This window comes from Sorangium sp. So ce1014 (assembly GCF_051521505.1).
Taxonomy (GTDB): domain Bacteria; phylum Myxococcota_A; class Polyangia; order Polyangiales; family Polyangiaceae; genus Sorangium.
The window spans coordinates 8,675,265-8,693,962 of record NZ_CP150356.1 but is presented as its reverse complement, the minus strand read 5'-3'; the positions used below and the strand labels follow the sequence as shown (position 1 = coordinate 8,693,962).

Sequence of the window (18,698 nt, the reverse complement as noted above, 5' to 3'; positions counted from 1 at the left end):
ACCGGGCGGGCCAGCCTGCCGGCGCGGCCGCCGGGGCGCGCGTCCCCGCGCGGCGAGCCGCCCGCAGCCCGCCGGCGGGACGCGGCGGCGCCGGGGCCGCGCGCAGCCGCAGCGGAAGATCGCGGCCGTCTGGCGATCCGCCGGCCATCCGCCCCGGGTCCGCGGCCTCCGTGATGCGCAGCGGGCTAATGGCTGCCTCCCACGGGCCGGAACGGGTGGAGGAACGCCGAGAGCGCCCCCGGGTTCCGGGTCTGCAGCCAGAGCCGCCCGTGCCCCTGGAACTCGCAGACGAGCCCCTCGCCGGACAGGAACAGGCCCTTCAGGCCGGCCAGCTTGCGCACCTGATACCGCAGGCCCTCGGTGAACGCGAGCAGGTGTGTGTTGTCGCAGAGATATCCCTCGTGCTGGCGGCCGACGTCGATCGCGTGGATACCGCCGTAGCTCGAGAACCAGATCAGGCCCTCGCCGTAGGCCCGGAGCAGCGACAGGCCGCCGGCGAAGAAGCCCTTGGCCCCCTGCCACTTCGCGTCGAGCGTGATGCCGGGCGAGGAGGCGAGATAGGCGCCCGACTGGAGGAAGACCTCCATCCCCGAGCGCAGGACGATGCGCTCGATCGACCCCTCGGGCGCCGGCGCGAGCCGCATCGACTGCATGGGCGCCGTCGCGGTGAAGGTGTTCTGGAAGAGGCTCTCTCCCGCCGTCAGCCTGCGCTTGACCGCGCTGGCGAGCCCCCCTTGCACGCTCGTCTTCATGTCGATGGCCGCGTCGCGCGCCACCATCGCGCCGCTCTCGGCGATGATCTGCTCGCCGGCGTGCTCGAAGGTCACGTGGAGGACGCCGAACTCGGGGTTGTCTCGGATCTCGTCGCGCACGCCGTCCCCTGGATCTCTAGGGTTGCCGCGGGGCGAGCCGCGCGCCGATCGCCGCGCCGTACCTGCCGGCGTTGCGCGACTGGACCCACAGGCTGCCGTGCCCCTCGACGTGGCAGACGAGGCCCTCGCCCGAGAGCCACGTGCCGAGCCACGTCGGCGTGCTCTTGCCGATCCGGCAGGAGAGCGTCGACTCCCACGCTGCGAGGTGGCCCGTGTCGACGACGACGTGGCCTCTCACCGGGAGCTCCTCGAGCGCGCCGAAGGCGCCGATGATCATCTGACCTCGCCCCGCCGTCTCGAGGGCGAAGAGCCCCGCTCCCGAGAAGAAGCCGCGCAGGCCGCCCGAGCGCGTCTTCACCTCGACCTCGGGGCTCGACGCGACATAGGCGCTGCTCTGGACGCACCATTGCCTGTCGCCCACCTCGAGCACCGTCATGTCCCCGGAGAGCGGCGTCGCCAACAGCACCTCTCCGCCGCCGCCCTCCGCGGCGAACGCGTTCCGGTAGAGCGACTCTCCGGCCAGCATCCGCTTCAGGCCCGACATGATGCCGCCCGCCTGCGTCTCCATCCGCACGTGGGTCGACATGCCCACGAGCGCGCCGCTCTCGGCGATCACGCGCTCGCCCGGCGCGAGCCAGCACTGCGCGAGGGCCTGGGAGGGACGGTAGAGGAGATTCACCTGCATCGGACGTCGGTCTCCGTCGCCCGCTCAGGGCGGGAGCAGCGGCGCGAGCCAGCCCACGAGCGCGTCGGCGCTGCGCGACTGGATCAGCACGCGGCCGCGGCCGGTGAACTCGCACACGACGCCTTCGCCCGAGACCATGAGGCCCATCAGCCCGCCGCCGGGGCTCCTGAGCTCGAGCGCGAGGGACGCGTCGAACCCGACGAGGTGCCCGCCGTCCACGAGGAGCGACCCGTCGCAGACGAGCTCCTCGATCGCGCCGTAGCTCGTGATCCAGAGATCGCCGACACCGGAGGCCTCGATGAAGAACACGCCCTCGCGCGCGAGCACGGCGCGCAGCCCACCCCAGCGCACCCTCACGTCGATGTCGCCCGCGCTCGCGAGGTACGAGCCCGCGCTGAAGAGCATCGTCTCCCCCTGGAGGGGGACGTGCCTCACGCGGCCGCTGAGCGGCGGGGCGAGCCACACCCACCCGCCGCCCTCGGGCGCCTCGATGTGGTTCACGAAGAACGTCTCGCCGCCCGAGAGCTTCCGGAGCAGCGCGATGACGAAGGCCTTGAGCCGCCCGAGGAGCCCGGCCCCGCGGCCCGCGTTGAGCCGGACCACCGTCCGCAGGCTCGGCGAGCGCGCGACCATCGCGCCCGCCTCCGCGAGCAGCGCCTCGCCCGGATCGAGGGTGACCTCCAGCAGCGAGGACGACGGCTCATGCTTGGTGCGATGCTGCATTCGTCCACCCGCGGGGCACGTACATATAACGGACCCACGCCGGAAGCGGAAGCGGGAAGGAAGCGGGAAGAAGGTGTGTCGAGGTGAGCGGGATGCGGCGTATTTCATGTTTTCTGTCCAGCCGCTCGCTCGCGCTGACTTCTACCCTTCGCCGTGGGTAGACTGAGCGCGTGAGCGACAGGCGACTTACGGCCTCCGAGCCGACGTCCCGCGCGGAGCCGCGCAGCGAGAGCCAGAGCTCCGGCTTCGTCGCCGCGCCCCAGCGCATCGCCGGGCGCTACGAGATCCTCGGCCTGCTCGGCACCGGCGGCATGGGCAGCGTCTACCGCGTCCGCGACGTGGAGCTCGACGAGGTGGTCGCCCTCAAGATGCTGCGGCGCGATCTGGCGAGCTCGGCCGGGATGATCGAGCGCTTCCGGCAGGAGGTGAAGCTCGCGCGGCGCGTGACGCACCGGAACGTCGCGCGGACGTTCGACTTCGGCGACCACGAGGGCGAGAAGTTCCTCACGATGGAGTGCGTCGAGGGCGAGTCGCTGCACAGCGTCCTCGCGCGGACCGGCCCGATGCCGGCGCAGCAGGCCATCGGCATCGGCTGCTCGCTCTGCGATGGGCTCGGCGCCGCGCACGCGGCGGGCATCGTGCACCGCGACCTCAAGCCCGAGAACGTGCTCCTCGACAGGGGCGGGCGGGTCGTCATCACCGACTTCGGCATCGCCCGCACCTCGTCCGGGCCGAGCGCCGGCGAGTCGGCGGGCTTCGTGCTCGGCTCCCCCGCGTACATGTCGCCGGAGCAGCTGACGGGCGAGCCCGACATCGACGCGCGCACCGACATCTACGCGCTCGGCATGATCCTCTTCGAGTGCCTGACCCACCGCCGCGCGTGGCCGGGCGCCGGCGCGATCGCCGCCGCCATGTCCCGGCTGCGGTCCCCGCCGCCCGACCCGCGCTCCGTCCGTCCGGACGTGCCCCTCGTCGTCGCGGACGTCGTCCTGAGGTGCATGGCGATCCGGCGCGAGGACCGCTACGCCAGCGCGGCCGAGGCCCACCGCTCGCTGCTGCTCGCGCGCTCGCGGGTGTCGATCGCCCCGCAGCCGGCGCAGTCGCTCGTCTCGGTCATCGCCGCGTCGTCGGCCACGGCCGCGCCGACCGCGCCGCAGCCCGTCGAGCAGAGCCCGACCCGGGTCGCCGCGTCGGCCGAGGCGATCACCGCGCCGCAGCCGCGGCTCGTGTCGCCCGCGCTCTCGGCGCCTGTGCTCACGCCCGCGCCGGCGCCCTCGTCCGCGTCCTCGCCGGCGCTGAAGACCGTCGCCGTGCTCCCGTTCCGCAACGGCGGCGCCCCGGACGACGACTACCTCGCCGACGGCTTCACCGAGGAGCTCACCGACACCCTCTCGATGACCGCGGGCCTCAAGGTGCGGCCGCACGCCGCGGTGTCCCGGGTGCGGCTCGACAACCGCGACCCGCGGGACATCGGCCGCGAGCTCGGCGTGCAGGTCGTCGTCGAGGGATCGATCCGCCGCACCGGCGGCGCCGGCCACGGGCTCGACGGGCCGCGCTCGCAGCCTGCGGCGCCGCACTCGCGGCCGGGGCCGCGCCTCGCGCCCGGCGTGCGCGTGACCGCGCGCGTCATCAGCGTCGAGGACGGGTTCCAGCTCTGGGCGAAGCGGTTCGACAGCGCGCCCGAGGCGCTGCTCGAGGTGAGCGACGAGGCGGCGAGCGCCATCGCCGGGGCGCTCACCGTCGACGCGGCCAGCCGCGACCGCGAGGCGCCGAGCGACCCGCGCGCGATCGACCTGTACCTGCGCGCGCGCCACCAGCTGCGGCACCTCTGGTACGGCGACGCCGCGCCGGCCGTGGCGCTCTTCGAGGAGGCGCTGTCCTTCTCGCCGAACGACCCGAACATCCTGTCCGGCTACGCCGTCGCCTCGGCGCGGCTGATGGCCGCGCGGGGCGACGGCAGGGCGCAGCTCGCGAAGGCGCAGCAGGCCGCCGAGCGCGCGATCGCGCAGGCCCCCTCGCTCGGCGAGCCGTGGGTGGCGCTCGCGACGGTCCGCTTCAGCGCGACCGACCCCGTCGGCGCCGTGCCGGCGCTGCGCAAGGCGCTCCAGTGCGCGCCGAGCCTGGCCAAGGCGCACGAGCTGCTCGGCCGCATCCTCCTCGAGGCGGGGCTCGTCAACGAGGCGGTCTTCCGGCTCGAGACCGCGCTGTCGCTCGACCCGGGCGAGCTGTTCCCGCGCTGGGAGCTCGCGCGCGGCCGCGCGCTGCTGGGCGACTGGGCCGCCGCCGGCGCGCTGCTCGATCTGCCGGCCGAGGACCCGTCGAGCCGCTTTCACAAGGCGATCATGCGCGCTCGGTTCGGGCTGTGGCACCGCGCTCCGTTCGTCATCGACGAGCTGCCGCACGGGATGGAGAACGTCCCCGTCCAGTACGCGCGCCTCTACCGCGACGTGCTCGCGACGTCGCGGCTGTCGGACGAGCAGCGGGCGTTCCTGCGCTCGACGGCGGACGGCTCCGAGCCGGGCAGCCGCCTGCGCCCGCTCTTCCTCCAGATGTACGCCGAGATCCTCGCCTTCCTCGGCGAGGACGACGCGCTCTTCCGCACGCTCGCGAGCGCGGTGGAGGCGGGGCTCTTCGACGCCCTCTGGATGCAGCGCTGCGCGGTGCTCGACCGCGCGCGGGCCGACGCGCGCTTCGCCCCGCTCCGCGCGCGGGTCGAGGAGCGCGCCGCGGCGGTCATCGCCGCGTTCAAGGCCTGAGCGCCCATCGCCGCGTTCAAGGCCTGAGCGCCGCGACGACGGGGCGCGCGGCGCTCAGCTCCTGCGCGCGTTCTTGGCGTTCCTGGAGATGGCGGGCATCAGCACGTCGCCCTCCACGTGCCCGCAGACGTCGAGGACGGTGCGCCCCTCCGCGTCGCGCCCGGGTCGCTCCCGCGTGTAGCGCTCCGCCGGGGCGGCGAGCACCACCCCGACGTCGCGCGCCGCGCCCGTGAGCTCGGCCGCCAGCGCCTCCTCGATGAGCCGGACCCGCGCGCCGCTCGTCGTGCCGGCGGGGATGGCGATGGCCACCGAGCCCAGGACGAACCCCTCGCGCGCGAGCAGCCCGTGCGGCGAGCCGGTCGTCTCCGCGAGCTTCAGCGCCACGCGCGCCATCTCCAGGCGGTCCCGCGCGGCGGCGAGCGACGCCGCGCCGCGGCGCAGGATCTCGTGCGCGCCGTGCGCCCGATCGCCGCGGTGCTCCTCGGCGAGCTCCGCGTTCGCCGCCCTGATCCGCGTGACCTCGGCCTCGGCGGCCGCGACCTCGGCCTCGTACTGCGACAGATCGATCGAGCTCATGGCGTGTCGTCAACCTCGGTTCGTGAACAGGATGCTCCCAGCGAGCAGCGCCCCGGCCGCCGCGGCGCCGTAGAGGCAATAGCGCGCGAGCGCCGCGTGGCCAGCCAGGTAGAGCTGAAGCCCCGCGAAGCCCGCGGCGATCGCGAGCGCCGCGTAGACGAGCTGGCGCACCCCCGTATAGACCAGCGACGCGGCCTGGGCGAGGCCCCGGACCTTCACCTCGGCCTCGCCGCGGTTGGCGCGCGTGAGGTACTTGCGCAGGTCGTCCGGGATCGTCAGCGCCTTGATCCCCATGTCCTTCGCCGCCTCGAGGGCGATCTGGGCCCAGTCGCGGCTGCCGAGGACGAAGTCCTGCAGGTACGGGCGCACGACATCCATGGGGTTGAGGTCGGGATCGAGCTGCGTGCAGACCCCGGTGAGCAGGAGGAGGGTGCGCTCGAGCAGCACGAAGTCGCGCGGCACGTGGAACGCGGCGGAGAGCTCCTTCAGGCCGATGTTCATGCGCCTGAGGTCGATCAGGCTCTCGATGCCCTTCTGCGGATCGAGCTTGATGTCCTTCAGGTTGAACGACTCGAGCTTCACCTCGTCCTGGAAGCGCTGGTGGAAGAACTCGACGACCTTCTCGCTGATGTCGACGGCGTCGCGCCGCGAGAAGAAGCGCATCTTGCGCAGCGCCTTGATGATCCCCTCGGTGTCGCGGCGGATCACGGCCTCGAGGAACTCGGGGATGCCCTCGCGCATCTCCTGGGAGAGCTCGGCGACCGCGCCGAAGTCGAGCAGGATGAGCTCCCCGCGCGGCCCGACCAGCATGTTCCCCGGGTGCGGATCCGCGTGGTAGACGCCGTCGATGAAGATCTGCTGGCAGAAGACCTGCACGATGTGCCGGGCGAGCGCCTTGCGGTCGATGCCGTGCGCGTCGAGCGCCGCGACGTCGCCCACCTTGATGCCCTCGACGAACGTCGTCGTCATCACGCGCCGCGTGCAGTAGGGCTCGATCGGCCTGGGGAACTGGACCTGCGGTTGCTTCGCGAAGTTGTCGGCGATGCGCACGATGTTCCTGGCCTCGCGCACGAAGTCGAGCTCCTCCAGGATCATCGAGCGGATCTGGTGGTAGTAGGCGTCGAGCCCCTGCACGGGGACGAACTTCGCGACGATCGCCATGATGCGGCGGATGGTGAGCAGGTCGAGGCGGACGATCTCGTCGATGTCGCGGTGCTGCACCTTCACGGCGACGCGCGTGCCGTCCATGAGCCACGCCTCGTGCACCTGGCCGAGCGAGGCGCTCGCGAGCGGCTCCTTGTGGAAGCGGGCGAAGACCTTGTCGATGGGGCGCCCGAGCTCCTCGGCGATGCGCTGCTCGATCTCCTCGTAGGGCCGCGGCGGCACCTGGTCCTGCAGCCCCTCGAGCCCCGCGCGCAGCGTCGTGGGGAGGAAGTTCGCCATGATGCTGAGCATCTGGCCGACCTTGATGAAGAGGCCCTGGAGCTCGACGATCGTGCGCTCGATGCGCCGAGCGTTGCTCGCGTGGACCTCGTCCACGCGGCTCTGCGCCCACGCGTCGCCGAAGAGGCGGCGCAGGAAGAAGAACCAGAGGTAGCTCGCGATGACGGTGAACGTCGTCAGGTAGGCGCGGATGAAGCGGCCGCTCTGCGCGGCGTTCTGCCGGAGCGAGCGGGGCTGCGCTTCGGGGCGCTGCGACGGATGGAGCGCCGCGGGCGGCGGAGCAGCGCCTGAGCTGTCGGGCGGCCTCGGCGCGCTGTCGGGCGGCCTCGGCGCTCTGACTGCGCCGCTGGACGGCAACGTAGCGTCCGCGTCGTCGAGCGGCCTCGGCGCGCTGTCGGCGCTGCCGAGCGGCCTCGGCGCGCTGTCGGGCTCGAGCTCCACCGCGCCGGGGCGCAGCTCGCCGGGCGCGCGCGCGGGCTCGGCGGGCGAGCGGAGCGACCCGGAGGACGGGCCCAGCGGTTCGGAGGCGGCGCCGTGTGACACCGCGGCAGCCTAGCATCGCTCGGCGTCAGCCCGCGAAAACGCGGGCTCGATGCGGCGCGCCATCGCCTCCTCGCGTCTCCTCGCGTCTCTTCGCGTCATCGCGCGCGCCATCGCCTCCTCGCGTCATCGCGCGCGCGCCATGGCCTCCGCGATCGCATCGTAGACGGCGGGTCGCGCGCGTCGGATCGCGTCGGATGCGCGCGTCGGGTGGACGCGGTTCGTGAGCAGCACGCCGACGAGCTCGGCGTCCGGGTCGATCCAGAGGCTCGTCCCGGTGAAGCCGAGGTGGCCGAAGGTCCGCGGGCCGAAGCGGGCGCCGGCGCTCGGCCTCTCGCCGCTCTTGCCGTCGAACCCGGCGCGCAGCGACCCGCCCGGGCGCGGCTCGATCAGCCGCCGGACCTCGTCGCGCGAGAGCCACTCTGGCCGCTCGCCCGCGAGCGCCTCGAGCAGCGCGACCCCGAGCCTCGCCACGGACATCGCGTCGCCGAAGAGGCCCGCGTGCCCGGCCATCCCGTCGCGCGCGATCGTCCAGGCGTTGTCGTCGTGCACCGCGCCGCGGATCACTCCCCCGCGGAACCCCACGTCCTCGGTGGGGACGACGCGCTCGTCGAACCGCGGATCGTGGCGCCGGAGCCGGCTCGGCGACGCGACCGCGAGCCCGAGGGGGCCTGTCACCTCGCGCGCGACGATCTCGTCGAGCTCGGCCTCGCCGCGCCGCGCGACCGCGGCGCCGAGGAGCAGGTAGCCGAGGTCGCTGTACACCGGCGGGAACCCGCCGTCGGGAGGATCGCCCGCGCACGCCGCGCGGCGCTCGTCCGCGCAGGCGAGCAGCGCCTGGAGCGGATCGATCGGCGCGCTGTCGCCGGGCGGGTGGAGCGGGCGGTGCGCCTCGAGCCCGGCCCGGTGCGCGGCGAGGAGCTCGAGCGGCACGCGCGCCGATCGCGTGCCCGCGAGCTCGGGGAGCACCTCCCCGAGCGGCTCGTCGAGCCTCATCCTGCCGGCGCGAACGAGCCGGGCGAACGCGAGCGCGGTGAACGGCTTCGTCACCGACGCGAGATCGAAGATCGCGTCGCCCGTCGCTGCCGGCGGCGTCGCGCCGCGCGCGCCGGCCGGCGGGCTGTCCTCGAACCACAGCCGTCCTGCGGCGCCGGATCCGTACCGGACATCGTTTCGCGTGCGCACCGCGGCGGCGACGCAGGCGCAGGGCGCGGCGCGGTGCTCTTCGATCGCGATCGCGGCGATCGGCGTGAGATCGGCGAGGGCCATGGCCGAGGATGAAGAGGCTCGTGCGCCCTTGTCAAACGAGCTCTGGCGGTGGGCCGGATGGGCCCGGAGAAACGCGGAACGATCCCCGGCAGGTCCCCGAAATATCGAGCGGTGCGGTCGGTCCTGCTTCAGGATCTCGCCGTGGCTTCTCCCCCGAGCATCGACTCCCGCGCCGCCGTTGCGCCGCTTGTTGCGCTCGCGGCGAGGTACGACGATCGCCGCCCCGATCGCTGGGCACAGGTCCCCGAGCCGCTCGACGCCGCCATCGCGCAGGACGTCGAGCTCGCCGAGGCCGGGCGCGTCGCGCGAGCGCCGCTCGTGACCGAGCTCGCGCGCCGCTTCGAGTTCCCTGCGCGCTACCTCGACGCGATCCTGCTCGTGCCGCGCGAGCGCTTCGTCCTGCCGGAGGACGTGGCGGCCTCTGCGGACGACACGCCGTTGCCGCTCGACCGTGCCGGGCACGCGACCGTGAGCGCGCCGCACGCGTACCTGCTCACGTACAGCCTGCTCGGCCTCGTGCCGGGCGATCATGTGCTCGAGCTGGGCACGGGCACCGGCTACGGGGCGGCGCTCGCGCGGCGCATCCTGGGCCCGACCGGGCACGTCACCTCGATCGAGATCGATCCTGCCCTGCACGCGCGCGCGGCGCGGCTCCTCGGCGCGCGGCCGGATCGCCGGGGCGACGACGAGGCGCTCGCGAGCAGCAGCGCCGGCCCTTCCGACGAGGGCGCGAGCGTCGCGCTGCTGTGCGGCGACGGGCGCTCGCTCGCCGAGCGGGCGCTCGCGTGCGGCCGGACGCCGCCCTCGGAGCGCCCGTGGAAGGTCGCGGTGACCTACGCGCTGACCGAGCCGCCGGCCGCGCTCGAGGAGCGGCTGGCCGACGGCGGCGTCCTTGTCGCGCCGGTCGGCGCGTGGGAGGGCCACCAGGAGCTCATGCGCGTCGAGCGCCGGCAGGGCGCGCTCCTCCGCGAGGTGCACGGCGCGGTCCGCTACGTGGCGGAGCGCGGGCAGCCCTAGCTTCGCGGGTCAGAAATCCTGCCAGGAATCTGCCTCGCGAGCGGAGAGAGATTTCAACGCAAAGTCGCCAAGAACGCAAAGTCGCAAAAATGAACGAGATTTGTTCTTATTGCGCCTTTGCGCCTTTGCGTTGAAATCTCTCTCCGGATCCCTGGCCGGACTCCTGGTAGGTGGAACTCGCTTCGCTTCGGCCGGCGCCGGGGTCCGTGGCGGTGGAGAGGGAGACGGGGGCTCCTGTACCCGGCGCTGATCGCGGAGTAAGGGAAGCGGCGATGCTCGCGGAAGCAAATTTCAAGAATTTCAAGCTGCTTCGAGACGTGAGGCTGCCCCTCGGTCGGCTCAACGTGCTGGTCGGCCCGAACGCCGTGGGCAAGAGCACCGTGCTGGAGGGGATGCACTACCTGCTCCAGCTTGCCTCCGCGAAGCTCGGGTCCGCGAGCACCCGTCCGGGCTCGCTCTTCTTGGGCAGACGCGCGGTGGAAGACCTTGTCGCGAAGCCGGACGCCACCGAGCTCGAGCTGGAGACCGTCCTGGCGGACGGCAGGCGGTTCGGTCTTCGCGCAGGGGCCGCGAAGGAGGAGCCGGAACCTGAGTGGTTGCACCTGTGGTTCGGCAAGGAAGGGCAGCAGACGGAGCTCTCTCTGCCCTGCGACGACCAGGAGGAAGAACGGCTCTTCTTTCGAGGTCCCCGCGAGGCGAAGCTCGGATCGGTCGTCCGGCTCAAGCTGCACGCCGAGACGCTCGCCGCGGAGCACTACTCTGAAGAGGAGATCCCAGGCGTCGGACACGACGGTGAGGGTCTGGCTTCCGTGTTGCAATACCTGCAGGGGCTACGTGACGGAACCCTGGAAGCGATCGAACGGGATCTGGCGACCATCGTCCCCGGCGCGCGGCGTATCCGCGCGCTCCCCGCCCGCGTCCGGCGCCGGGAGAAGCAACGGATCTCCGTCGGTGGCCAGGACTTCTGGGCCGATCAGTCGCGCGAGGTCACCGGCGCCCGCTTCGAGATCGAGTGGGAAGGGCTGGGGTGGGTGCCGGCCGGTCAGCTCTCCGAGGGGACGCTGCTCGCCCTCGGCCTCATCACGGTCGTGCGCTTCGACGCGCCGCGCCTCGTCCTGCTCGACGATCTGGACAAGGCGCTGCACCCCGTTGCGCAGCGCAGGCTCGTCGCGCACCTCCGTGGCGTGCTCGACGCGACGCCTCACCTGCAGATCGTGGCGACGAGCCACTCGCCGTTCCTCCTGGACGAGCTGCGTATGGACGAGGTCCTCGTGATGAGCCGCGGCCGTGAAGGGGGCTCGGCCCTGCGCCGGCTCGACGAGCACCCGACATCGCAAAAGCGCGGCGGATATCTCCGGCCGGGGGAGCTGTGGAGCCTCGTCGGCGAGGGATGGGTGAGCGAGGGACGAGAGTGAGCGCTGTTGGCATCGGGATCGCTGCCGAGGGCGCCGGTGATACACGGATCCTCGAGCAGCTCGTGGATCGCATGCTCATCGACGGGATCGGGTGGGTAAGAGAGACCTTCGAGGCGTGCCAGGGATCGACGGCTGATCCTCTTTCAGCGTGCCGGATTTGGCGAGGCGTGGAGGGCTCAGGCTGGCTCGACCTCCACCGCGCCTCGGATCTCGCCCGCGAGCGCGGGCTCCGCATCTACGGCAGCTTCGCGGGGGATCCGGGGGAGGCCGATGCGCGGATGCACCGAGCCGCGCTCCTGCTCTTCGCAGAGGAGGCCGAGCCCCCTGTAGCCGTGGTGATCGCGCGCGATCTGGACGGCAGAGCGGAGCGCGCCGAGGGCTTTGCGCAGGCGGTAGCGGCCGGGAGCTGGCCGTTCGAAGCCGTCATCGGCGCCCTTGCGCAGCCCGAGATCGAAGCCTGGCTGATCGCAGCGTGGATCCCCGAGGACGACTCGGAGCGTGAGCGGCTCGCCGCCCTCCGCGGCGAGCTCCACTTCGACCCCTGCGCGAAGCCGGAGCGGCTCACCTCGAAGAACCCCGCGGATCGCAAGGACGCGAAGCGGGTCCTCACGGTGCTGACGAGCGCGGGGCGAGGTGCGGACGCGCGCTGGGCCGACGTTCCCGTCGAGCGCCTCGAAGCCAACGGCGTGGCGTGCGGCCTCGCACGCTTCGTGCGCGAGGTGCAGGAGCGTCTCGTGCCGGTCGTGCAGCGCGGCTGAGGCGTCGCCCTTGACCTCGTGGCGATCGTCGGGCTTCCGACCCGGTGCTGCGATGTCTCGACCACGGGGCCGTCGCCCTCCCTGGTCGCATTGAGGGCTGTGTTGTCCAGATGGCCCACCTCGATGTCCAGATGGCCCACCTCGATGTCCAGATGGCCCACCTCGATGTCCAGATGGCCCACCTCGATGTCCAGATGGCCCATCCCCCTGTCCAGACGACGCGCTTCCGCGTCCTGGTGGCACACCTTTCAGGCGCGAACTGCTACGATGTGTGCCATCCGCTCACGTCGGGGCGCACCGAGCGCCGTGCCGGATCAGAGAACGCCCCACCGTCTTTGACCCTGGACCGCCCGGAACTTTATCCTGGCGTTCCCGGAGGCGGGACCGCCCCGGCGCGTCGGCTCGGACCGCCGTGGACCAGGGAGAAGACCGGAAGCACTATGGCGGAGTTCGTTTGGGAGGCGCGCGGCCGCTCCGGAGAGATCCGGAAGGGCACGATGGAGGCCGAGAACGAGGCGGCGGTGCAGAACCGGCTGCGCGCTCAGCAGCTGAGCCCGACCCGGGTCAAGAAGAAGGGGGCGCGGTTCAGCTTCAACCTGAGCCTCGGCTCGGGGGTCGAGGCCAAGGACCTCGTCAAGTTCATCCGCCAGTTCGCGACGATGATCGACGCCGGCCTCCCGCTGGTCCAGTGCCTCGAGATCCTGTCGAACCAGGAGCCGAACAAGGTCTTCCAGGCGGCGCTGCGGGACATCAAGAACACGGTCGAGCAGGGCGCCACGTTCAGCGACGCGCTCCGGCGCCACCCCAAGATCTTCGACGACCTGTTCGTCAACCTCGTCCAGGCCGGCGAGGTGGGCGGCATCCTCGACAGCATCCTGAACCGGCTCGCGATCTACATCGAGAAGCGCGTCAAGCTCGCGCGCCAGGTGCGCGGCGCGCTCGCGTATCCGATCGCCGTCATCCTGATCATGATCGTCGTCATGGTCGTGCTGATGTCGTTCGTCATCCCGTCCTTCGAGACGATGTTCGCCGAGTTCGGGGCGAAGGACGCGCTCCCGCAGCTCACGAAGATCGTCATCGCGACCTCGAAGGGGTTCGTCACCTACCTCCCGCTCATCGTCGTGCTGACCGTGGCCGGGGTCGTCGGCGCCACCTACTTCTACCGCTCGCCGGCCGGCAAGCGGATGGTGCACCGCCTCGTGCTCCGGCTCCCGATCCTCGGCCCGGTCATGCAGAAGATCGCCGTGGCGCGGTTCTCGCGCACGCTCGGCACGCTGCTCGGCTCCGGCGTGCCGATCCTCGACGCGCTCGACATCGTCGCGAAGACGGCCGGCAACGTCGTCGTCGAGGAGGGCCTCATGTACTCGCGCCAGAAGATCTCGGAGGGGAAGAACATGGCCGAGCCGCTCGGCGAGATGCAGGTCTTCCCCGGCATGGTCGTGCAGATGGTCGCGGTCGGCGAGCAGACCGGCGCGCTCGACACGATGCTGAACAAGATCGCCGACTTCTACGAGGAGGAGGTCGACGTCGCCGTCTCCGCGCTGACGTCGCTGCTCGAGCCGCTCCTCATGGTCATCGTCGGCGGCATGGTCGGCGTCGTGCTCATCTCGATGTACCTGCCGATCTTCGATCTCGCCGGCAAGATCAAGGCGGAGTGATGCCGCCCTCGGCCTCGCCGGCGAGCCCGGGCGGCGAGGCCCTCGCGCGGCGAGACCGGATCGAGGCCGGGCCGTCGATCGACGCCCGCGGCTCGCCCGACGCCCGCGGCTCGCCGGTCGCGACGCCGCTCCCGTCCGGCGCTCCCGGCGGCGCCGAGACGCCGCTCGCGAGCCGGCTCACCTGGCTCATCGCGCTGCGCCTCGCGGTGCTCACGGTCTTCCTCGTCGTGACCGCGGCGGTGTACCTCCGCGGCTTCACCCCCGGGGGCTTCTCCAGCATCGTCGCGCTCGTGACGGTCGCCGCGGCGTACGGCGTCTCGGGGATCTACGCGGTGTTCCTGCGCATGAAGCGCGCCCTCCGCGCGATCGCCAGGGCGCAGCTCGTGACCGACCAGATCACCTGGACCGCGCTCGTGTACATCACCGGCGGGGCCACGAGCGGCGCCACGTCGCTCTACGGCCTCACCTGCCTGACCGGGGCGATCCTGCTCGGGCTCCCCGGCGCGATCGTCGCCGCCGCGTCGGGGGCGGCCGCGTACCTCCTGCTGTGCGCCGCGCTCGGGCTGCAGCTGCTCGGCGTACCGCCGGACCAGCCCTCCGGCGCGTACGTGACGCAGTGGGACGAGCTCCGGTACCCCATGTTCGTCAACCTGCTCGCGATCGTGGTGGTCACGCTGCTCGCGAGCTACCTGGCGGAGCGGCTGCGCGCGACCGGCGGCCGGCTCGTGCAGGCCACGGCGCGAGCGGAGCAGGCCGAGCGGCTCGCGGCGCTGGGCCGCCTCGCCGCGGGGCTGGCCCACGAGATCCGCAACCCGCTCGGCTCGATCGCGGGATCGATCGAGCTCCTGCGCACGGGCGGGACGCTCTCCGACGAGGACCGGAAGCTCTGCGAGATCGTCGAGCGCGAGACGGCGCGCCTGAACGACCTCGTGGGCGACATGCTCGATCTGTCGCGCCCGCGGGTGCCGGCGCTCGAGGCCGTGGACCTCTCGGCGACGGCCCGCGACGTCGTCGTGCTCGCCGCGCGCTCGGGCCGCGGCGGCGACGTCGAGGTCCGCTTCGAGGGGCCGCCGTCCGCCCCCGTGATCGCCGACGCCGCCCAGATGCGCCAGGTCGTCTGGAACCTCGTGCGGAACGCGATCCAGGCGAGCTCGGCGGGGGCGGGCGTGACCGTGCGCCTCTGGCGCGACCCGAGCGCCTGGCTCCTGGAGATCCGCGACCAGGGGCGAGGCATCCCCGCGGCCGCCCGCGACAGCCTCTTCGATGCGTTCTTCACGACCCGCACGCACGGCATGGGCATCGGCCTGGCCGTGGTGAAGCGGATCCTCGACGATCACGGCTTCGCCATCGAGGTCGACAGCCGCGAGGGCGAGGGCGCCGCGTTCCGGGTCCGGGTCCCGGACCGGCCGCCGGCGGCCGGGGAGCGGGAGGTGGCCGCGGAGCCCGCCCCCGCGCGTGAATAGCCGGCGGAGATCGTCGTCTGCCCCTGGAGCGCGGCCCAGCGCCGGCGGATTGCCGTGTCGTTTCGCGGCGTTCATGGAGAGCAGGACAGGACGTCACCGGGCCGCCGTGGCCCTCGTCCGACGTGGCAGGCCGCTTGCCTCGTACTACGTAGAGGGCGCGGCCCCAGGGCGCGCCGTACAAGCGACGCGAGGCTCGCTCGCAGCCCGCAGGCACAGAAGGAGAACCCTACGTGACACGCACGATGACCCATCTCTTCGCGGCGGCGTTCTCGCTGCTCGCGCTCACGCTCGGCCCGGTGGGCCTCGCGAACGCCGGGCCGGCGACGGACGTCGTCAAGGCCAAGCAGACGGTCCTGTTCGACCTCCTGAAGAAGGGAGGGGGCGAGAGCCAGAAGCAGGTCGGCTCGGTCTTCGACGAGATGCTCGACTACTCGGCGCTGGCGGAGAGCTCGCTCGGCAGCGAGTGGGCGGCCCGGACCGACGCCGAGAAGAAGCAGTTCAGCGATCTGCTCAAGCAGCTCGTCCGCAGGTCCTACGAGCGCAACCTGAAGAAGACGCTCGGCTTCAACATCGAGTACACAGGCGAGACCGAGAGCGGCGGCGTCATGACGGTCAAGACGAAGGCCGTCTCCAGGACGAACGCGCGCGAGGAGCCGGTCGAGATCGCCTTCAAGCTCTCCCAGAAGGGCGGCACCTGGCTCGTGCGGGACATCGTCACCGAGGGCGTCAGCCTGGTGGGGAGCTACCGCGCCCAGTTCACGAAGATCATCAAGAAGGATGGGTTCCCCGCGCTCATCCAGAAAATGAAGGACAAGCTCGCCAAGGGCGATCTCTGAGCGCCCGTTCCGTCACGCCGCGCTTCGTCCGGCGTGATCGCCGCTAACTCGCCTGGATCGCCGCAGGGTTGATACCCTTGGCGGGTATGGCTGCTGGACAGAGGCGCGGCCGGCCGGCGCGCGCGCTGGGCCTGGCGCCGTCGCTCCGCGCGCTCGCGCCCGGCGGCGGTGCGGCCCCGCGCCCGCCCGATGACCGCCCCGTCCTCCGGCTCGCCGTCAGCAAGGGGGCGCTCGCGATCGAGCTCGGGGAGCCGTTCGCGCTCGGTCCGCTCCGCGTCACCGAGCTCGTCGTGCGGCTCGCCGGGATCCGGTTTCCCGTCGACCTCTCCGGCGGGGTCGCGCGCTTCCGGCACCGGCGCGGCCAGCTCGCGCGGCTCGCCGTCGAGGCGCAGGGGACCGAGCTCGCCGGCTGGGCCGCGCCGCGGCTCCGCGGCTTCCTCGGCGACGGCACGCCGCAGCTGATCATCGCGCCCATCGAGGAGGGCGCGCTCGTCGCGCTGCGGTCGGGCGAGACGGCGCTCGCGTTCGACGTCGCCGTCGCGCCCGGTGAGCGCGCGCTCAGGCTCCTGCCGGAGCGCGCGCGCGGCGTCGGCCTCGGGGCGCCGCCGCACGCGCTCGCGCTCCAGGCGCTCTCGATGATGGCGGGCGCGCACGGCCGCATCGTCGAGGGCGCGATCGTGCTGGACGCCGCGGTCGAGCGGATCGTCCGCCTGCTCCTGCCCGCCGCCGGCGCGAGGGCGCCCGACGTGGCCGGGGTGCAGTGGACGGCGGTCGTCGCGGAGGCGGGCCGCTTCCGCGCCGAGGGCGCGCTCGACGCGGCGCCGCCGGCGCTGGGCGACCGGGCGCTCCGGGCGCTCGAGGTGGCCGAGCTCGCGGGCGTCGCCGACGAGCTCGCGCTCGCGGGCGGCCTCGACGACGCGCGCCGCGCCTACCTCGCCGCGCTGGAGCGCGCCCCGCGGCACCCCGAGATCTCCTCGCGCCTCGCCTGGATCGACCTCGTGATCGGCGAGCGCGCCGAGGGGGCGCTCTCGACCGTCGTCGACGCCATGCCCGCCGTGGACGCCGGCCTCCTCGGCGGCGCGCTCCTCGAGGCGGTCGGCGATCGCGACGGCGCCTTCTCGGCGCTCGCGCGCGCCGCGCACGCGGAGCCGTACGGCCCGCTCGCCGCGCTCGCGTGGCTGCGCGCGGCGCGGCTCGCGGACGCCCTCGACGTGCGCCTCGACGCGCTGAACCTCGGCGTCGCGCGCGCGCCCGGGATCGAGGCGCTGCGCTGGGCGCGGCTCGCGGCGCGGCTCGACGTCGCCGACGTGCGCGGCGCGCTCGCCGACGCCGAGCACCTCGAGGCCTCGGCGCGCGGGGCCGAGGCGCGCCACGCCGTCTCGCGCGGGGCCGCGGAGGCCTTCCTCGCGCGGGGCCACGCGGCCGACGCGCGGGTGCTCTTCGAGCGGGCGCTCCGTTACGCCCCGGAGAGCCCCGACGTCGTCGCGGGCCTCGGGCGCTCGCTGCGGGCGGCCGGGGAGGGGAGGCGCGCGCTCGACCTGCTCGCCCGGGCGCGCGCGCTCGCCGCGCGCAGCGGGGCGCCCGCCGGCGCGCTCGACCTGGAGCTCGGCCGCGGCCTCGCCGAGATCGCCGGGGATCTCCCCGCGGCGGTCGCGCGCGTGCGGGCCATCCCGCCCGGCGCGCCGGAGGCGCTGGAGGCGCGGCTGCTCGAGGGCCGCTGGTGCGCCGAGCTCGGCGATCTCGGGGGAGCGTCGGTCGCGCTCGGGCGGCTGCGCGACGCGGTGGAGCTCGCGTTGCAGGGCCGCGCCGCCGGCGACACCGGAGCCGCCCGCGCCGCGGGCTCGCTGCTCGACGGCGGCCCCGCCGCCGTCGCGGCCATGCTCGCCGAGGCCGCCGAGATCGAGGAGCGCTCCCGGGGGGATCTCCTCGCCGCGCAGCGCCACCTCGGCCTCGCGCTGCGCCTCCGCCCGCGCGACCCGGCCATCACCGCCGCCTTCCGCCGCGTCTCGGGCGAGCTGGCGCCGCCGATCGCGCCCCCGCCAGCGGCGCCGTCGAGCCCGGCCCGGCGGCCCCGCGCGACCGAGCAGCGGATCGAGGTCCACGTCGCTGTGCCGCGCCGGCGCACGCTCCCGCCCGAGCCCGTGGTGATCGCCCCGGCGCCCCCTCCGTCGCCGCCGATCGCGCCTGCCCGTGTCGCCCGGGCGCCGGCTGTCGCCGCGCCGATCGCGCCGGGCGACTCCGGGCTCCTCGACGAGATGCCCACGCTCGACGGCAGCGACACCGCGACCGACATGGCGCCCGTCCCGAACAGCGTCACGCTCGCGGAGGGGCAGGTGCCGCTGGCCCGCGCGTTCGGCGTCGACGACGAGCTCCTGGCCGAGCGGCTCGCGGATCGGGTCCGCGCCGATCCCACCGACCAGGCCGTGGCGATGGCGCTCGCCGACGTGCTGGAGCGGCTCGGCCGCGATCTCGATCTCCTGGCCCTGCTCTCCGCGCGCCTGGAGGAGGGGGACGAGGCCGCCCGTCTGGAGGTCGCGCCGCGGCGGCGCGACGTGCTCGCGCGGCTCGCCAGGAGGGCGCGGGCCGAGGGGCGCGACTCCGAGGCGGAGCTCTACGAGATGCTGCTCCACAGCGAGCTCACCTGACGGCGTCAGCGCGGAGCTCGCCCGGCGCCGCCGCGCGCTTGG

14 protein-coding genes are annotated in these 18,698 nt (G+C 73.4%); 8 read left to right on the top strand and 6 right to left on the bottom strand.

Features of this window, described 5'->3' with window-relative positions:
• Positions 1–185: 185 nt before the first annotated feature.
• The 3 genes from WME75_RS32915 to WME75_RS32905 are packed head-to-tail and all read right to left on the bottom strand — an operon-like array spanning position 186 to position 2,280.
• The gene (locus WME75_RS32915) at positions 186–872 is read right to left on the bottom strand and encodes a TIGR00266 family protein (RefSeq protein ID WP_437479177.1); all 687 of its coding nucleotides are present in this window, start codon (positions 870–872) and stop codon (positions 186–188) included.
• Between the two features lie 16 nt (positions 873–888).
• Complete coding sequence (locus tag WME75_RS32910; protein WP_437479176.1) at positions 889–1,557, bottom strand: TIGR00266 family protein; 669 nt, start codon at positions 1,555–1,557, stop codon at positions 889–891.
• 24 nt (positions 1,558–1,581) lie between these two features.
• Complete coding sequence (locus tag WME75_RS32905) at positions 1,582–2,280, bottom strand: TIGR00266 family protein (protein ID WP_437479175.1); 699 nt, start codon at positions 2,278–2,280, stop codon at positions 1,582–1,584.
• Between the two features lie 170 nt (positions 2,281–2,450).
• On the opposite strand from WME75_RS32905, the gene WME75_RS32900 reads away from it, so the two are divergent.
• Positions 2,451–5,036, top strand: coding sequence for a protein kinase domain-containing protein (locus WME75_RS32900; RefSeq protein ID WP_437479174.1), 2,586 nt, complete (start codon positions 2,451–2,453; stop codon positions 5,034–5,036).
• A 54-nt stretch (positions 5,037–5,090) separates the two neighbouring features.
• Here WME75_RS32900 and WME75_RS32895 read toward each other — a convergent pair whose 3' ends face one another.
• From WME75_RS32895 to WME75_RS32885, 3 genes are all read right to left on the bottom strand, one after another.
• Complete coding sequence (locus tag WME75_RS32895; protein ID WP_437479173.1) at positions 5,091–5,612, bottom strand: hypothetical protein; 522 nt, start codon at positions 5,610–5,612, stop codon at positions 5,091–5,093.
• Between the two features lie 9 nt (positions 5,613–5,621).
• Positions 5,622–7,598: an AarF/UbiB family protein gene (locus tag WME75_RS32890; protein WP_437479172.1), complete on the bottom strand. Its 1,977-nt coding sequence runs from the start codon at positions 7,596–7,598 to the stop codon at positions 5,622–5,624.
• A gap of 123 nt (positions 7,599–7,721) precedes the next feature.
• Positions 7,722–8,864, bottom strand: a complete 1,143-nt coding sequence (locus WME75_RS32885; RefSeq protein WP_437479171.1) for a serine hydrolase domain-containing protein — start codon at positions 8,862–8,864, stop codon at positions 7,722–7,724.
• Positions 8,865–9,005: 141 nt separating this feature from the next.
• On the opposite strand from WME75_RS32885, the gene WME75_RS32880 reads away from it, so the two are divergent.
• The 7 genes from WME75_RS32880 (at position 9,006) to WME75_RS32850 (ending at position 18,656) form a co-directional block, all read left to right on the top strand.
• On the top strand, positions 9,006–9,881 hold the full coding sequence (locus WME75_RS32880; RefSeq protein WP_437479170.1) for a protein-L-isoaspartate O-methyltransferase family protein: 876 nt from the start codon (positions 9,006–9,008) through the stop codon (positions 9,879–9,881).
• A 272-nt stretch (positions 9,882–10,153) separates the two neighbouring features.
• Entirely contained in the window at positions 10,154–11,296 is a 1,143-nt protein-coding gene (locus WME75_RS32875; RefSeq protein ID WP_437479169.1) for an AAA family ATPase, read from the top strand.
• Complete coding sequence (locus tag WME75_RS32870) at positions 11,293–12,054, top strand: hypothetical protein (protein ID WP_437479168.1); 762 nt, start codon at positions 11,293–11,295, stop codon at positions 12,052–12,054. The genes WME75_RS32875 and WME75_RS32870 overlap by 4 nt, the downstream gene beginning before the upstream one ends.
• 440 nt (positions 12,055–12,494) lie before the next feature.
• The gene (locus WME75_RS32865) at positions 12,495–13,712 is read left to right on the top strand and encodes a type II secretion system F family protein (RefSeq protein ID WP_437479167.1); all 1,218 of its coding nucleotides are present in this window, start codon (positions 12,495–12,497) and stop codon (positions 13,710–13,712) included.
• Positions 13,712–15,175, top strand: coding sequence for a sensor histidine kinase (locus WME75_RS32860; RefSeq protein ID WP_437479166.1), 1,464 nt, complete (start codon positions 13,712–13,714; stop codon positions 15,173–15,175). Before WME75_RS32865 ends, WME75_RS32860 begins: the two co-directional genes overlap by 1 nt.
• Before the next feature lie 230 nt (positions 15,176–15,405).
• Positions 15,406–16,011 (top strand): MlaC/ttg2D family ABC transporter substrate-binding protein, encoded by a 606-nt coding sequence (locus tag WME75_RS32855; RefSeq protein ID WP_437479165.1) that lies wholly within the window; start codon positions 15,406–15,408, stop codon positions 16,009–16,011.
• Positions 16,012–16,097: 86 nt separating this feature from the next.
• Positions 16,098–18,656, top strand: a complete 2,559-nt coding sequence (locus tag WME75_RS32850; protein ID WP_437479164.1) for a tetratricopeptide repeat protein — start codon at positions 16,098–16,100, stop codon at positions 18,654–18,656.
• Positions 18,657–18,698: the final 42 nt, after the last annotated feature.

Excerpts from the sequence above, each read along its gene's own strand:
- WME75_RS32910 (WP_437479176.1), bottom strand. The coding sequence starts at position 1,557 with ATGCAGGTGAATCTCCTCTACCGTCCCTCCCAGGCCCTCGCGCAGTGC.
- WME75_RS32905 (WP_437479175.1), bottom strand. The coding sequence starts at position 2,280 with ATGCAGCATCGCACCAAGCATGAGCCGTCGTCCTCGCTGCTGGAGGTC.
- WME75_RS32895 (WP_437479173.1), bottom strand. The coding sequence starts at position 5,612 with ATGAGCTCGATCGATCTGTCGCAGTACGAGGCCGAGGTCGCGGCCGCC.
- WME75_RS32885 (WP_437479171.1), bottom strand. The coding sequence starts at position 8,864 with ATGGCCCTCGCCGATCTCACGCCGATCGCCGCGATCGCGATCGAAGAG.
- WME75_RS32875 (WP_437479169.1), top strand. The coding sequence starts at position 10,154 with ATGCTCGCGGAAGCAAATTTCAAGAATTTCAAGCTGCTTCGAGACGTG.
- WME75_RS32865 (WP_437479167.1), top strand. The coding sequence starts at position 12,495 with ATGGCGGAGTTCGTTTGGGAGGCGCGCGGCCGCTCCGGAGAGATCCGG.
- WME75_RS32860 (WP_437479166.1), top strand. The coding sequence starts at position 13,712 with ATGCCGCCCTCGGCCTCGCCGGCGAGCCCGGGCGGCGAGGCCCTCGCG.
- WME75_RS32850 (WP_437479164.1), top strand. The coding sequence starts at position 16,098 with ATGGCTGCTGGACAGAGGCGCGGCCGGCCGGCGCGCGCGCTGGGCCTG.